At 61.4% G+C, this 14816-nt stretch carries 13 protein-coding genes; 8 read left to right on the top strand and 5 right to left on the bottom strand.

The window, feature by feature from the left end; translation table 11 throughout:
* The first annotated feature begins 10 nt into the window (after positions 1–10).
* The gene (gene azu, locus BLU37_RS04510; RefSeq protein ID WP_010449517.1) at positions 11–457 is read left to right on the top strand and encodes an azurin; all 447 of its coding nucleotides are present in this window, start codon (positions 11–13) and stop codon (positions 455–457) included.
* A 31-nt stretch (positions 458–488) separates the two neighbouring features.
* On the opposite strand, the gene BLU37_RS04505 is transcribed toward azu, so the two are convergent.
* From BLU37_RS04505 to BLU37_RS04485, 5 genes are all read right to left on the bottom strand, one after another.
* Positions 489–1184 (bottom strand): hypothetical protein, encoded by a 696-nt coding sequence (locus tag BLU37_RS04505; RefSeq protein ID WP_010449518.1) that lies wholly within the window; start codon positions 1182–1184, stop codon positions 489–491.
* Between the two features lie 107 nt (positions 1185–1291).
* The gene (locus BLU37_RS04500) at positions 1292–2314 is read right to left on the bottom strand and encodes a DUF1338 domain-containing protein (protein WP_019361736.1); all 1023 of its coding nucleotides are present in this window, start codon (positions 2312–2314) and stop codon (positions 1292–1294) included.
* A 129-nt stretch (positions 2315–2443) separates the two neighbouring features.
* Positions 2444–3271: an ammonia-dependent NAD(+) synthetase gene (gene nadE, locus BLU37_RS04495; protein WP_090202634.1), complete on the bottom strand. Its 828-nt coding sequence runs from the start codon at positions 3269–3271 to the stop codon at positions 2444–2446.
* Positions 3272–3306: 35 nt separating this feature from the next.
* Positions 3307–4506, bottom strand: coding sequence for a nicotinate phosphoribosyltransferase (pncB, locus tag BLU37_RS04490; RefSeq protein ID WP_090202631.1), 1200 nt, complete (start codon positions 4504–4506; stop codon positions 3307–3309).
* 162 nt (positions 4507–4668) lie between these two features.
* Positions 4669–5565 carry a LysR family transcriptional regulator gene (locus tag BLU37_RS04485; protein WP_090202629.1) on the bottom strand — a complete coding sequence of 299 codons (897 nt, stop codon included), beginning with the start codon at positions 5563–5565 and terminating at the stop codon, positions 4669–4671.
* A gap of 139 nt (positions 5566–5704) precedes the next feature.
* Here BLU37_RS04485 and amaB point away from each other — a divergent pair, with 139 nt between their 5' ends.
* The 7 genes from amaB (at position 5705) to BLU37_RS04450 (ending at position 14133) form a co-directional block, all read left to right on the top strand.
* The gene (amaB, locus tag BLU37_RS04480) at positions 5705–7195 is read left to right on the top strand and encodes an L-piperidine-6-carboxylate dehydrogenase (protein ID WP_090202626.1); all 1491 of its coding nucleotides are present in this window, start codon (positions 5705–5707) and stop codon (positions 7193–7195) included.
* 186 nt (positions 7196–7381) lie between these two features.
* Positions 7382–8665: an L-pipecolate oxidase gene (gene amaA, locus BLU37_RS04475; protein ID WP_090202623.1), complete on the top strand. Its 1284-nt coding sequence runs from the start codon at positions 7382–7384 to the stop codon at positions 8663–8665.
* A gap of 362 nt (positions 8666–9027) precedes the next feature.
* The gene (locus tag BLU37_RS04470; RefSeq protein ID WP_010444993.1) at positions 9028–10161 is read left to right on the top strand and encodes a branched-chain amino acid ABC transporter substrate-binding protein; all 1134 of its coding nucleotides are present in this window, start codon (positions 9028–9030) and stop codon (positions 10159–10161) included.
* Positions 10162–10331: 170 nt separating this feature from the next.
* The gene (locus tag BLU37_RS04465; RefSeq protein WP_010444996.1) at positions 10332–11246 is read left to right on the top strand and encodes an ABC transporter permease subunit; all 915 of its coding nucleotides are present in this window, start codon (positions 10332–10334) and stop codon (positions 11244–11246) included.
* A gap of 3 nt (positions 11247–11249) precedes the next feature.
* The gene (gene livM / locus BLU37_RS04460) at positions 11250–12548 is read left to right on the top strand and encodes a high-affinity branched-chain amino acid ABC transporter permease LivM (RefSeq protein ID WP_090202619.1); all 1299 of its coding nucleotides are present in this window, start codon (positions 11250–11252) and stop codon (positions 12546–12548) included.
* On the top strand, positions 12545–13420 hold the full coding sequence (locus BLU37_RS04455) for an ABC transporter ATP-binding protein (protein WP_010445000.1): 876 nt from the start codon (positions 12545–12547) through the stop codon (positions 13418–13420). The genes livM and BLU37_RS04455 overlap by 4 nt, the downstream gene beginning before the upstream one ends.
* A complete protein-coding gene (locus tag BLU37_RS04450) occupies positions 13417–14133 on the top strand; it encodes an ABC transporter ATP-binding protein (RefSeq protein ID WP_090202616.1) in 717 nt (238 codons plus the stop codon). The genes BLU37_RS04455 and BLU37_RS04450 overlap by 4 nt, the downstream gene beginning before the upstream one ends.
* Positions 14134–14816: the final 683 nt, after the last annotated feature.

Here is a 14816-nt window from a genome sequence, read left to right as displayed (position 1 = left end):
GAGATTCACGATGTTCGCCAAAGTTGTCGCTGTATCCCTGCTGGCCCTTGCCAGCAGCCAGGTATTTGCCGCCGAATGTAAAACCACTATCGACTCCACCGATCAGATGTCCTTCAGCACCAAGGCCATCGAAATCGACAAGAGCTGCAAGACCTTCACCGTGGAACTGACCCATGGCGGCAGCCTGCCGAAGACCGTCATGGGCCATAACTGGGTGCTGAGCAAAGAGGCCGACATGCAGCCGATCGCCTCGGACGGCATGTCTGCCGGTATCGACAAAAACTACCTGAAAGACGGTGACACCCGTGTCATCGCCCACACGAAGATCATCGGTGCCGGCGAGAAAGACTCGGTGACCTTCGACGTGTCGAAGCTGAACCCAGCCGAGAAGTACGGTTTCTTCTGCTCGTTCCCGGGCCACATCTCGATGATGAAAGGGACCGTCACCCTCAAGTGATAGTCTTCGCCTGGTCCCGCCTTGCGCGGGATCAGGACTGCTCGTTTTTCCTCAGTTCCAGCCGAATCGTTTTTCCTTCCAGTTCCTGCCGGCTGAATACCCCGCCCAACTGTTTGCGCTTGTAGTCATTGCCAAGTGCTTGCCAGTGTTCGTCGACGCTATAGCAATTGAGGGTTTTCTGCGGTTCCAGGCCCGCCGGAGTGTTCTGCGGCTGCCAGTCGCAAAGACCACGATAGTGTTTCTCTCCCGATGCCGGAAACCCTGAGACGCCGGGCCGCAGGTCGTCGCGCAAAGTGATCGCGCCGCTGCTGGTGATGCTGCGCTGATGGTTGTCCTGGCCATAAAACGCTTCGGTCTCGAAGTTCAACTCGCTCAGGTAGAGCTTGCAGTCGGGCAGTTCGTAGCCGGTGGGAACCTTGAAGTCGAAAGCCCGAGGGGTATCGACCGGGCTCGTGTCGAAATGCAGTGTGGGGTGCTGGTAGGGGCACCCGGTCTGGTGGTTGCCGGGCGTGTAGCGGGCACTTGCGCGTAATGCGGTATGGACCGGCATGCTACCGCTGAGAATGAAATGTTCCTTGCTTGGCTGACCGTTGCCCGGGCGCTTGACCGGCTGGGTGGCGATGGCAATCCAGCACAGGCTGGCGAGCAGTCCGCACAAGGGAATGATCCCGGGCTTTTGGAACAAGGGTGTGACGTGGATAGGGGAAGGCTTTTGCTTGAGCAACATAGGCAGCAGTCCTGGCCAGCATGGGATGGCGAAGACTGCTACGCGATGGTGGGTGCCTCAATAGTTGCCGGGAAAAACAGAAAAATCCTACGACAAGCTGGTCTGCTTCAGGCCTTTGAGGCGGTCATCTTGAAAATGCCCTGGGCGTTGCTGCTGTCGAAGTTCAGGTCGATGCGCGCAGTTTCCGGGTCGATCCGGCGTTGGATGAACTCGACGAAGGAACCCGGCACCGAGTGCTCCCGGTATTGCCCCTGGGCGTCGATCAGGCCGCGGGTCACGGTGCAGGCACGGTAGGCGGTCTGCATCACCCGACCGGAGGTGGAGACCTCGATGCTGTCCTTCATCGGGCGCTGGAGCTGGCGTTGCCGAGCCACCGTGGCCTCAAGGTCGTCGACCCGGTCGGTGAGGTGGTTGAAACTGTTGCCCTCGGTGGCGATCCAGGCCATTTCCGCGCTTTCGGCCAGCAGTGTCTGGTAGTCGGCCAGCAGCACCGCACCGTGTTGCCGGTCGAAGGCCCGGTACAGTGCCGCAATAACGGCCTGGGCCTCGGCCAGTGCGCAATGCCGGGTCAGGCGCAGGCGTTCGAGAATGCTCAGGTGTTCGGCTTGCAGCGGGTCGCGGCTGGAGCCGACCACGCGCCCCACCGCCTGCTGGAACGGTTCGCTGAAGCGCCCCGGATGCAGTTCGGAGACGAAGAACTGGGCGATGTCTTCCGGCAGGTCCATCTGGCGATAGGCCCAGCCGGTCATGCCCAGTTTGGTCAGGGGGTAGGTGCGCACGTCGGTGAAACCCAGTGGCTCCAGCAGTCGCGAGAAGGCCTGGCGACCCCGCGGCAACTCGCCGTTCGCACTCCAGTCGACGGTGCGGATGGCGCCGTGGTCGAACACGACCTTGCGACCATCTTCGACCTGTTCCTCCACGTAGCGGCGACCGTCGGGGACCGCTTCCACCAGCTTGTGGAGCAGACAGAGATTCAGCGCTTCGGCCAGCCAGACGCGATGCAGTGCGTCCTGGTGGCTGGAGAAGTCATGCAGGGCTGCCGGCACTTCGACGTGTTTTTCCAGCCACTGGGCGGCGGGTTGACCGAGCACGGAAGCGACGAGGGAAAACAGGCCTTCGAAGGATGACATGGGGCAGGACTCTGGCGATGGGGATGAGCGCTTATGAAAGCCCCCTGAGCGGAACCGGACAAGCGAAAAAAAATGCTGGGTTCATTCCGTTTTGTCAGGATGGGGCTGAGCAGCCCCATCCCGTGGGGTTTACGGCGCGAATGGCATCTCGCGCTTGTGTTGGGTCTTTTCGTAGGTCCGGCAGATGATGTCGAAGGCTTCCTGGCGCACCGGCTGGCCATGCAGGAACGCGTCGATCTCGACATAGGTCACGCCATGGGAGGCCTCGTCAGGCTTGCCCGGTGTCAGGTCTTCCAGGTCGGCGGTCGGGACTTTTTCCACCAGCGGTTCGGGTGCGCCGAAGCTGCGGGCAATGGCTCGCACCTGGTTCTTCACCAGCCCGCTCAGGGGCGCCAGGTCGCAGGCACCGTCGCCGAATTTGGTGAAGAACCCCATCACCGCTTCCGCTGCGTGGTCGGTGCCGATCACCAGGCCATTGGCAGCACCGGCGATGGTGTATTGGGCGACCATGCGCATCCGCGCCTTGGTGTTGCCGAGCACGAAGTCCCGCGAAACTGCCGCCTTGCCTTCGAACGCCGCGACTTGTGCCGCCAGTGCCTTGACCGCCGGGCCAATGTTCACCGTATGGCGTTCGTCGGGGTTGATGAAATCCACCGAGGCCGTGGCGTCGTGTTCGTCGAACTGGACTTCGTAGGGCAGGCGCACCGCGATGAAGCGGTATTGTTCGTCGCCGGTGCGCTCGCGCAGTTCGCGCACGGCGCGTTGGGCGAGCAGGCCGGCAGTCAGTGAATCGACGCCGCCGCTGATGCCCAGCACCAGGGTCTTGAGGCCCGAGTTCTGCAAGCAGCTCTGTATAAAGGTGATGCGCCGTGCCACCTCGGCCTCAAGGGCGGCCTGGTCGGCGAATGGTGGTTGGACCTTGAGCTGTTCAGCAATCTGGCGCTGTACGGCTTGCATGATTCACTCCTTGCGTGGAAACGATCGAAAACGGATTAATCGGCTACCCGGAACACATGACGCAGGTAGGAGACGAAATTCGGGTCCTTGCACTGGGCCTTGCCCGGCTCATCGGAGATCTTCGCCACCGGCTGGCCGTTGCAGGCGGTCATTTTAAGCACGATGCTCATCGGCTCCACCCCGGGAATGTCACAGGTGAGGTTGGTACCGATGCCGAAGCTGACGTTGATCCGACCGCGCAACGCACGGAATATCTCCAGGGCCTTGGGCAGGTTGAGGCTGTCGGAGAACACCAGGGTCTTGCTCATCGGGTCGATGCCCAGATGGTGATAACGGGCTATGCATTTTTCGCCCCACTGCACCGGATCGCCCGAGTCATGGCGCAGGCCGTCGAACAGCTTGGCGAAGTACAGGTCGAAATCTTCCAGGAAGGCGTCGGTGGTGATGCAGTCGGTCAACGCGATACCGAGCAGGCCACGGTACTCGCGGACCCAGCAGTCGAGCGCGGCGATCTGGCTGTCGATCAGTCGCGGGCCTAGCTGCTGGTGAGCCATGATCCATTCGTGGGCCATGGTTCCCAGCGGTTTCATGTCGAACTCGCGGGCCAGGTGCACGTTGCTGGTGCCGACGAAGCGCCCGGGGAAATCATGTTTGAGTACGCTCACCACTTCTTCCTGAACCCGGTAGGAGAAGCGCCGGCGGGTGCCGAAGTCGGCGACCTGCAACTGCGCCAGCTCGTCGGCACTGGCGTTGGCGGTCAGCCAGTCGAACTTGCGGTACAACTGCTCGCGGGCCTGGTTCAGTTCGGTTTCCTGGTAGCGGTAGCGGTTGCGCACTTCGCTGACGATCGCCAGCAGCGGCACCTCGAACAGGATCACATGCAGCCACGGGCCGCGAAGGCGGATGAACAGCTCGCCGTTCTCGATGCCGGTGTGCACATAGCGCAGGTTGAAACGGAACAGGCCAAGAAAGCGCAGGAAGTCCGGCTTGAGAAAGCTGATGCGCTCAAGAAAATTCAACTGGTCCGCGCTCAGGCTCAGCTCGGCGAGACGCTCTATCTGATAGCGGATTTCCGCCAGGTAAGGCTGCAGGTCCTCGCTGTTACGGCAACGGAAGTCCCATTCGACTTCGACGTTGGGGTAGTTGTGCAGCACCGCCTGCATCATGGTCAGCTTGTAGAAGTCGGTGTCGAGCAGGTTCTGCACGATGCGATCGCCAAAGGCCTTATCGCTCATAACGGGTGTCTCCAGGCCGGTCGACGTCGAATCGGCGTTCCGGCAGCGTTTAGATGAATAGCGCTAGTGGCGCATATCAGGGGGCGATTTTACCAGCGATTTCTGCTGACATTGTCGGCCTGTTCGCGGGCAAGCCCCATGGCCCTCAGGGCGCCAAGGCGGCTAGGCCCCCTGGATCTGCTCCTGCATCCAGTGCACGAAACTCTTCACCTTCGGCACTTCCGCCGAATGCTCCGGGTAGGCCAGGTAATAGGCGTCATGGCTGGGCAGCGCGTGCTGCCAGGGGATTACCAGCTTGCCGTCGGCCAGTTCCTCTTCCACCAGAAAGCGCGGTAGCAGCGCTACCCCACAGCCGACCTGCGCCGCGCGAATGCACATATAGAAGGTTTCGAAGCGTGGCCCGTGGTAGCTGTGTTCGGTGTGATAGCCCTGGCTGTCGAACCAGTCATGCCAGGCCTGGGGTCGCGAAGTGTTCTGCAGCAGGACCAGTTCGCTCAGTTGGGTCGGATCGGTGAGTGGCTGTTCGGGCAGGCTTGCTGGCGCGCAGACGGGCACCAATTCCTCGCCGAACAGTTTCAGGCACTCGGTACCGGGGCGTGAGCCCTGGCCGAAATAGAACGCCAGGTCGCTGTGTCCTTGCAGCAGGTCTTCGGCCTCCTGCTCGTTGCGCAGGTCCAGGTGGATATGCGGATGGCGCAGGCGCCAGCCCTTGAGCCGTGGCACCAGCCAGCGGGCGCCGAAGGTCGAGGGCGTGGAAACCCGCAAGACTTCGGTTTCGCCGCCGTAGGAGCGCAGGTAATGGGTCGACATCTCTACCTGGGTCAGGATTTTTCGGACTTCCACCAGGTACAGATCGCCCGCCGGCGTCAGTTGCAGGCGGCGGCGTACACGGCGAAACAGCAGGTGCTGGAGCAAGTCCTCCAGTTGCGCAACCTGTTTGCTGACCGCACTCTGGGTCAGGTTCAGCTCCTCTGCCGCACGGGTGAAGCTCAGGTGGCGGGTGACGGCCTCGAAACACTGCAGGGCGGTGATCGAGGGCAGGTGTCTTTTATTCAGCATGAACGGGCCTTTTCTTCTGTTTCTTGCGCAGCATGAATAAACGGAATGATATCTCGCCTAATCGTCGTTTGTTGGCAAGTCTGAAGGTCGCTAAAACTAGACGCTGAAGTTATCCGATTTCCGTTTGAAGGAGTTATCCATGGTTGCCGCATTGCTCGATCGTCTGGGTGTCGACCCGGCGCTGTATCAACAGGGCCAACAGCTTGTGCATTCGCCGATCGACGGCAGCCGTATCGGCGCCGTCAACTGGCAGGGTCCGGCCGAGGTCGAGCAGCAGGTCGGCCGCGCCGAACGCGCTTTCGAGGCCTGGCGCAAGGTGCCCGCGCCGCGGCGTGGCGAGCTGGTGCGGCAGTTCGGCGAATTGCTGCGCCAGTACAAGGCCGACCTTGGCGAGCTGGTGTCCTGGGAGGCGGGCAAGATCACCCAGGAAGGTCTGGGCGAAGTGCAGGAAATGATCGATATCTGCGACTTCGCCGTCGGCTTGTCGCGCCAATTGTACGGTTTGACCATCGCCTCCGAGCGGCCAGGCCACCACATGCGTGAGAGCTGGCATCCGCTGGGCGTGGTTGGCGTGATCAGCGCCTTCAACTTCCCGGTCGCGGTCTGGGCCTGGAACACCGCGTTGGCGCTGGTCTGTGGCAACCCGGTGATCTGGAAACCGTCGGAAAAGACCCCGCTGACCGCGCTGGCCTGCCAGGCTCTGTTCGATCGCGTCCTGAAGAACTTCAGCGATGCACCGCCGTATCTCTGCCAGGTCATCATCGGCGGCCGCGACGCTGGCGAAGCCCTGGTCGACGACCCGCGCGTGGCCCTGGTCAGCGCCACCGGCAGTACCCGCATGGGCCGCGAAGTTGCGCCCAAGGTTGCCGCCCGTTTTGCCCGCAGTATCCTCGAACTGGGCGGCAACAACGCGATGATCCTCGGCCCCAGCGCCGACCTGGACATGGCGGTGCGCGCCATCCTGTTCAGCGCTGTCGGTACCGCCGGCCAGCGTTGTACCACCTTGCGCCGGCTGATTGCCCACGAATCGGTGAAGGACGAGATCGTCACTCGGCTCAAGGCTGCCTACGCCAAGGTGCGTATCGGCCATCCGCTGGAAGGCAACCTGGTCGGCCCGCTGATCGACAAGCACAGCTTCGACGCCATGCAGGATGCCCTTGAGCAAGCCCTGAGCGAGGGTGGCCGGGTGTTTGGTGGCAAGCGCCAGTTGGAGGAGGTGTTCCCCCATGCCTATTACGTCTCTCCGGCAATCGTCGAGATGCCCGAGCAGAGCGATGTGGTTCTGCATGAGACCTTCGCCCCGATTCTCTACGTGATCGGCTACAGCGACTTTAACGAAGCACTGCGCCTGAACAACTCGGTGCCGCAGGGGCTGTCATCGTGCATCTTCACCACCGATGTGCGCGAGGCCGAGCAGTTCATGTCGGCAGCGGGCAGCGATTGTGGTATCGCTAACGTCAACATCGGCCCCAGCGGCGCGGAGATCGGCGGTGCGTTCGGCGGCGAGAAAGAGACCGGCGGCGGTCGCGAGTCGGGCTCCGATGCCTGGCGCGGCTACATGCGGCGCCAGACCAACACCGTCAACTACTCGCTGGAACTGCCGTTGGCCCAGGGCATCGTCTTCGACTGAGTTCCTGTCGCACCTGGGCCCTGCCTGGGAGCGGGCTTGTCCCTGTAGGAGCCGGGCTTGCCCGCGAAGGCGTCCTTGATATCGCCAAGAGCTTCGCGGGCAAGCCCGGTTCCTGCAAGGGGGCGTGTTGGGAATATAAGCGACAGGATGCTCGTGTCTGTTGGGTTTCATTTTCGGAGTCTGGCAATGGCGTTACGTGAAGCGTGTCTATGGGAACAACTGACGCCGCAGCGGCCCGAGGCGCCGCGCTTCAAGGGTGAGTTGAGCGTCGACGTCTGTGTGATCGGTGCCGGTATCACCGGTTTGTCGGCGGCGATTCACCTGCGCGAGCAAGGCAAGAGTGTCTGTGTCCTGGAGGCCCATCGCACCGGCCATGGGGGGTCCGGGCGCAACGTCGGGCTGGTCAACGCCGGGTTGTGGATTCCACCGGATGACATCGAGGCCGGTTTCGGCGAGGCGGTGGGCAGTCAGCTCAACCGCATGCTCGGCGGCGCCCCGGCGCTGGTGTTCAGCCTGGTCGACCGGTACGGCATCGATTGCCAGTTGCGCCGCGAAGGTACCTTGCATATGGCCCACAATGCCCGTGGCGAGGCGGACCTGCGCAGTCGCGAAGAACAATGGAAGCGCCGCGGCGCTCCGGTGGAGTTGCTGACCGGCAGCGCCTGCGAAGCCGCCACCGGCACTCGCAAGATCGCCGCCGCCTTGCTCGACCGGCGTGCCGGTACCCTCAACCCGATGGCTTATACCTCGGGCCTGGCCAAGGCCGCCGCCGGGCTGGGCGCGCAGTTGTTCGACCAGTCACCGGTCACCCGGCTGGAACGCCAGGGCCAGCGCTGGTCGGTACAGACCGCCGATGGTGCGGTCAGCGCCGAGCAGGTGGTGATGGCTTCCAATGCCTACACCGAAGGCGACTGGACCGAACTGCGGCGCAACTTCTTCCCCGGTTACTACTATCAGGTCGCGTCCGTCCCGCTGGACGATGACGCCGCCAAGCAGGTCCTGCCAGGTGGTCAGGGCTCCTGGGATACCCGCCAAGTGCTCAGCAGCATCCGCCGTGATGCCGATGGCCGGCTGTTGCTGGGCAGTCTCGGCAATGGCAATCAGAAGCCGGCCTGGTTTCTGCGGGCCTGGGCCGACCGGGTCCAGCAACACTATTTCCCCTACCTGAAAAAGGTCGACTGGGAATGCACCTGGACGGGTTGTATTGCCTTCACTCCCGATCACCTGATGCGCCTGTTCGAGCCGGCACCTGGCCTGGTGGCCGTCACCGGCTACAACGGGCGCGGCGTCACCACCGGCACGGTGGTCGGCAAGGCGTTTGCCGATTACCTGTGTAGCGGCAATCGGCAGGCCCTGCCGATTCCCTTCGCGCCCATGCGTCCGGTACCGGCCGTGGGCCTGCGCAGTTGTCTGTACGAGGTCGGATTCTCGCTCTATCACGCGGGCCAGTGCCTGCGTGTTGTCATTTGATACAACAAAAGCGCCAATCCATACGGCGCTTTTACCCAATGCCGCTAGCCTGTACTGGTGCGTGATGTAGCAGTCGTGCACTGTGAGTGTGCAGTTCGGTGACGCACGTTGTTACAGGGTGGTTGCACGCGTACAGCTACCTTGGTTGCAGTAGTGGCACCTGATGGTTGCACCTTTTCTTTGTATAGGTTCTACCTTAGGCGATTTAGACGGTTGCACGCCCAGTTAAAAAGGGCTCGAAACAGTCCAGAAAACAACAAGACAGCGACTTTTTTCAGAACAAAAAACCGATGGCACGCCCCTTGCTCTGAGCATTCAGTGAAGTCGCAGTGCCAAACTAAAAAAACTTGGAGCACCACCTCATGTCCCAGAAGTTTTACAAAAAAGGCTTTGTCGCCCTCGCAGTGGCTGCTGCGTTGGGTGTTTCTGCGTTTGCCCAGGCTGATCTGAAAATCGGTGTAGCCGGTCCCATGACCGGTGCCAACGCGGCGTTTGGTGAGCAATACATGAAGGGGGCACAGGCTGCGGCGGATGCGATCAACGCAGAAGGCGGGGTCAACGGCGAGAAGATCGTCCTGGTCAAGGGCGACGACGCCTGTGAGCCGAAACAGGCAGTGACGGTCGCCAAGGACCTGACCAACAAGAAGGTTGCCGGTGTCGTCGGGCACTTCTGCTCTTCCTCGACCATCCCGGCGTCGGAGGTCTATGACGAAGCCGGCATCATCGCGATCACCCCAGGCTCCACCAACCCGCAGGTGACTGAACGCGGCCTGTCGGCGATGTTCCGCATGTGCGGACGTGACGACCAGCAAGGCATCGTTGCCGGCGACTATATCGTCGATGTGCTCAAGGGCAAGAAGGTTGCGGTGATCCACGACAAGGATACCTACGGCCAGGGGCTGGCCGATGCGACCAAGGCGCAGTTGATCAAGCGCGGCGTGACCCCGGTGATCTACGAAGGCCTGACCCGTGGCGAGAAGGACTTCAGCGCCCTGGTGACCAAGATCCGTGCGGCCGGTGCCGATGTGGTCTACTTCGGCGGCCTGCATCCGGAAGCCGGTCCCTTGGTCAAGCAACTGCGTACCGAAGGCCTGAAGGACGTCAAGTTCATGTCCGACGACGGTGTCGTGACCGACGAACTGGTGACCACCGCTGGCGGTCCGCAATTCGTCGATGGTGTCTACATGACCTTCGGTGCCGACCCACGTCTGCTGCCTGACAGCAAGGCGGTCGTCGAGCAATTCCGCAAGGCCGGTACCGAGCCCGAGGGTTATACCCTGTACGCCTACGCTTCGGTCCAGGCCCTGGCCGCCGGTTTCAGCGGCGCCAAGTCGAACAAGGGCGAGGACGCTGCCAAGTGGCTCAAGTCGCACCCGGTCAAGACCGTCATGGGCGAGAAGACCTGGGATGCCAAGGGCGACCTGAAGGTCTCCGACTACGTGGTCTATCAGTGGGACGCGAACGGCAAATACCACCAGTTGGAAAAACAGAAGTGACATGAGCCGATCTGGCCGATGCCACAGGCGCCGGCCAGTCGCCATGCGTGTCCGTGCAGTTACCTGTCTTTTCTTGTAGAACTGCACATGGCGGTGCTGCGACGGCGGTTGAACCCCGGTCCGTCGCAGTGCGCTTCTGTGCAGTCTCTCAACGTGCGTGAGATTGCGTTATGGATGGTATTTTCCTGCAGCAACTGGTCAACGGCCTGACCCTCGGGTCGGTCTATGGCCTGATCGCCATCGGCTACACAATGGTCTATGGCATCATCGGCATGATCAACTTCGCCCACGGCGAGGTTTACATGATTTCCGCCTACCTCTCGGCAATCAGTCTGGCCCTGCTGGCCTATTTCGGTATCGAATCCTTCCCGCTGCTGATGCTCGGCACTCTGTTGTTCACCATCGTCGTGACTGGCGTGTACGGCTGGACCATCGAGCGTATCGCCTACAAACCTCTACGCAACTCCACTCGGCTGGCGCCGCTGATCAGCGCCATCGGCATTTCGCTGATCCTGCAGAACTATGCACAGATCAGCCAGGGCGCCCGGCAACAGGGCGTACCGACACTGCTCACCGGTGCCTGGCGCATCGACGTCGGCAGTGGTTTCGTCCAGCTCACCTACACCAAGGTCTTCATCCTGGTGGCCGCGTTCCTCGGCATGGGCCTGCTGACCTACATCATCAAGTACACCAAGCTGGGGCGCATGTGTCGGGCCACCCAGCAGGACCGCAAGATGGCCTCGATTCTGGGGATCAATACCGACCGGATCATTTCCTACGTGTTTGTCATCGGCGCGGCCATGGCGGCCCTGGCCGGTGTGTTGATCACCATGAACTACGGCACGTTCGACTTCTATGCCGGCTTCGTCATCGGGATCAAGGCGTTCACCGCCGCGGTGCTTGGCGGTATCGGCTCACTGCCGGGCGCCATGCTGGGCGGGATCATTCTCGGGATCTCCGAGTCGCTGTTCTCCGGGTTGGTCAACTCGGACTACAAGGACGTGTTCAGTTTCTCGCTGCTGGTTCTGGTTCTGGTCTTTCGGCCGCAAGGCCTGCTCGGCCGTCCTCTTGTGTCGAAGGTGTAAGCAATGTCCTCAGCCACTGAAAAATCGCTCGATATCAAAAAAAGCCTGGTGGATGCCATTCTTGCCGGCCTGGTCGCCCTGATCGTTTTCGGCCCCATTGTCGGTGTCGTCCTGGAGGGTTACAGCTTCAACCTGCAGCCGACCCGTGTCGCCTGGCTGGTGGCGATCGTGATGCTCGGGCGCTTCGCCCTCAGCCTCTACCTGCAGACTGCGAAGGGCCAACGGATTCTCGACGGCTTCGAGGGCAGCGGCTCCGGGGTCCATGTGCTGGCACCGGACTACAAGTCGCGTCTGCGCTGGATCATCCCGATCATGATCGCCATCGCGGTGATCTTCCCGGTCTTCGCCAACTCCTACCTGCTGGGGGTGGTGATTCTCGGCCTGATCTACGTGCTGCTCGGGCTCGGCCTGAACATCGTGGTTGGCCTGGCGGGGCTGCTCGACCTCGGTTACGTGGCGTTCTATGCCATCGGTGCCTATGGCCTGGCCCTGGGTTATCAGTACCTCGGCCTGGGCTTCTGGACGGTGCTGCCGCTGGCGGCAATCTGTGCGGCCCTGGCCGGTTGCGTGCTGGGCTTCCCGGTCTTGCGCCTGCACGGCGACTACCTGGCAATCGTGACTCTGGGTTTTGGCGAAATCATCCGTCTGGTGCTCAACAACTGGCTGTCGCTGACCGGTGGCCCGAACGGCATGCCGGCGCCGTTGCCGACCTTTTTCGGCCTGGAGTTCGGCAAGCGGGCGAAAGATGGCGGCATCCCGTTCCATGAGTTCTTCGGGATCGCCTACAACCCCGACGTGAAGTTCTACTTTATCTACGCCGTGCTGTTCCTGGTGGTGCTGGCCGTGCTCTACATCAAGCATCGGCTGACCCGGATGCCGGTCGGCAGGGCCTGGGAAGCCCTGCGTGAAGACGAGATCGCCTGCCGCGCGATGGGCCTGAACCATGTGCTGGTCAAGCTTTCGGCGTTCACGTTGGGTGCATCGACGGCGGGTCTGGCCGGGGTGTTCTTTGCCACCTACCAGGGCTTCGTCAACCCGACCTCGTTCACCTTCTTCGAGTCGGCGCTGATCCTCGCCATCGTCGTGCTGGGCGGCATGGGCTCGACCATTGGTGTGGTCATCGCCGCGTTCGTGCTGACCGTCGCGCCGGAGTTGCTGCGCAGTTTCGCCGAGTACCGGGTGCTGTTGTTCGGTGTGTTGATGGTGTTGATGATGATCTGGCGCCCCCGTGGCCTGATCCGTATCAGCCGCACCGGGGTTGCCCCACGTAAGGGTGCCTTGCACGAAGGAGCCGCGCAATGAACGACGAAATCATTCTCTCGGTCGAGAAATTGATGATGCACTTTGGCGGTATCAAGGCCCTCAGTGACGTCAGTCTGCAAGTCAAACGCAACTCGATTTTTGCCCTGATCGGCCCCAACGGCGCCGGCAAGACCACCGTGTTCAACTGCCTCACCGGTTTCTACAAGGCTTCCGGCGGGCGCATCGAACTCAATACCCGGGGACGGGTGACCAATGTCATCCAACTGCTGGGCGAGTCGTTCCGTGCCAGCGACTTCGTTTCACCGAAGCACTTCGTCAGCCGGCTGTACTACAAGATGTTCGGCGGCACTCACCTGGTCAATCGGGCGGGGTTGGCGCGCACTTTCCAGAACATTCGCCTGTTCAAGGAAATGTCGGTGCTGGAGAACCTGTTGGTGGCCCAGCACATGTGGGTCAATCGCAATCTGCTGGCCGGTATCCTCAATACCCGGGGTTATCGCCAGGCCGAGAGCGACGCGCTGGACACGGCGTTCTACTGGCTGGAGGTGGTCGACCTGGTGGACTGCGCCAATCGCCTGGCCGGTGAGCTTTCCTATGGCCAGCAGCGCCGCCTGGAAATTGCCCGGGCCATGTGCACGCGGCCGCAGGTCATCTGTCTCGACGAACCGGCGGCCGGCCTCAACCCTCAGGAAACCGAAGCGCTGAGCGCGATGATCCGGCTGCTGCGCGACGAGCATGACCTGACCGTGGTGCTGATCGAACACGACATGGGCATGGTGATGAGTATTTCCGACCACATCGTGGTGTTGGACCACGGCAACGTGATCGCCCAGGGCGGGCCCGAAGCGATCCGCAACGACCCGAAAGTGATCGCCGCCTACCTGGGTGCGGATGAAGAGGAACTGGTATGAGTCAGGCTATCCTCGAACTGAAGAACCTGGATGTGTACTACGGGCCGATCCAGGCCCTGAAACAGGTCTCGCTGCATATCAACGAAGGCGAAACCGTCAGCCTGATCGGCTCCAACGGGGCCGGCAAGTCGACGCTGCTGATGTCGATCTTCGGTCAGCCGCGGGCGGCGGCCGGGCAGATTCTCTACCGGGGCGTCGACATTACCCACAAGTCGTCCCACTACATTGCGTCCAACGGCATCGCCCAGTCGCCGGAAGGGCGGCGGGTATTTCCCGACATGACTGTGGAAGAGAACCTGCTGATGGGCACTATCCCCATTGGTGACCAGTTCGCCAGCGAGGACATGCAACGCATGTTCGAGTTGTTTCCCCGGCTCAAGGAGCGACGCAACCAGCGGGCCATGACCATGTCCGGTGGCGAGCAGCAGATGCTCGCCATCGCCCGGGCATTGATGAGCCGACCCAGACTGTTGCTGCTCGATGAGCCGAGCCTGGGGCTGGCGCCGATCGTGGTGAAACAGATCTTCGCCACCCTGCGCGAACTGGCGGCCTCGGGGATGACCATCTTCCTGGTCGAACAGAACGCCAACCATGCGCTCAAACTGTCGGACCGGGCCTATGTGATGGTCAACGGGCAGATCCGCCTCAGTGGCAGCGGCAAGGAACTGTTGGCCGACGAGGAGGTGCGCAACGCTTATCTGGGCGGACACTGAGTCGCGAGACGGTATCCACAGGAGCGCCCCGCGACCTTTCGGTCCGGGGCGTTTTGTCTATCCACAATACGAAAATGAAATTGTGGAAAACGCAATTGGAAACTTCGCAGGGTGCGACATGAAACCGCTGCAAACAGTTGTTTTGTCACAGTTTTGACTTGTCCCCGTTTGCTGTGGAATCGGCTGTGGGTAACGTGGGAGTATCTGGCTGGAGGCCTTGTAATTCGTGGTCTTCAAGGGTTTGAGTGTTTTTTGATCAGTCGATTTTTGGCAAGCTCTTGCTGCATTTGTCAACAGCTTTATGAGCGCGGCTGATGGCCTGTAGATGCTTGGAATAGCCTGTGGATAACTCTGTGGGCAAACTCTGGAAAGACTGCCGTGAGCGGCGTAACTACTGGCTTGAAGCCACCCTGCGGAAATCCCCTTGCTGGTACGGGTGTTCCATCGCTGCACATGGGCTTGTCTGCGGTCAAGCGAAAAACTTTCAAAAAAGGGCTGCAGGCCTTGTAGATAGAGGCCTGAGGCTTTTCGAGTTGCCCCCAGAGATTGTGGACGGGACTGTGGATAAGGTGCGTACATCGGGCTCCAGGTCACGGATTATCTGGGCTGCCGCTTTTTGAACGTTTTTTGTACAGTCCGGCCCTGAAACGCGCTACGCAGTTGCTGGCCTTCCCCGGGCCGGG

Origin of the sequence: Pseudomonas asplenii (assembly GCF_900105475.1) — a bacterium.
In the GTDB taxonomy this organism is placed as follows: domain Bacteria; phylum Pseudomonadota; class Gammaproteobacteria; order Pseudomonadales; family Pseudomonadaceae; genus Aquipseudomonas; species Aquipseudomonas asplenii.
The sequence above is the reverse complement of the archived record's forward strand: the minus strand, read 5'-3'. Positions and strand labels throughout refer to the sequence as shown.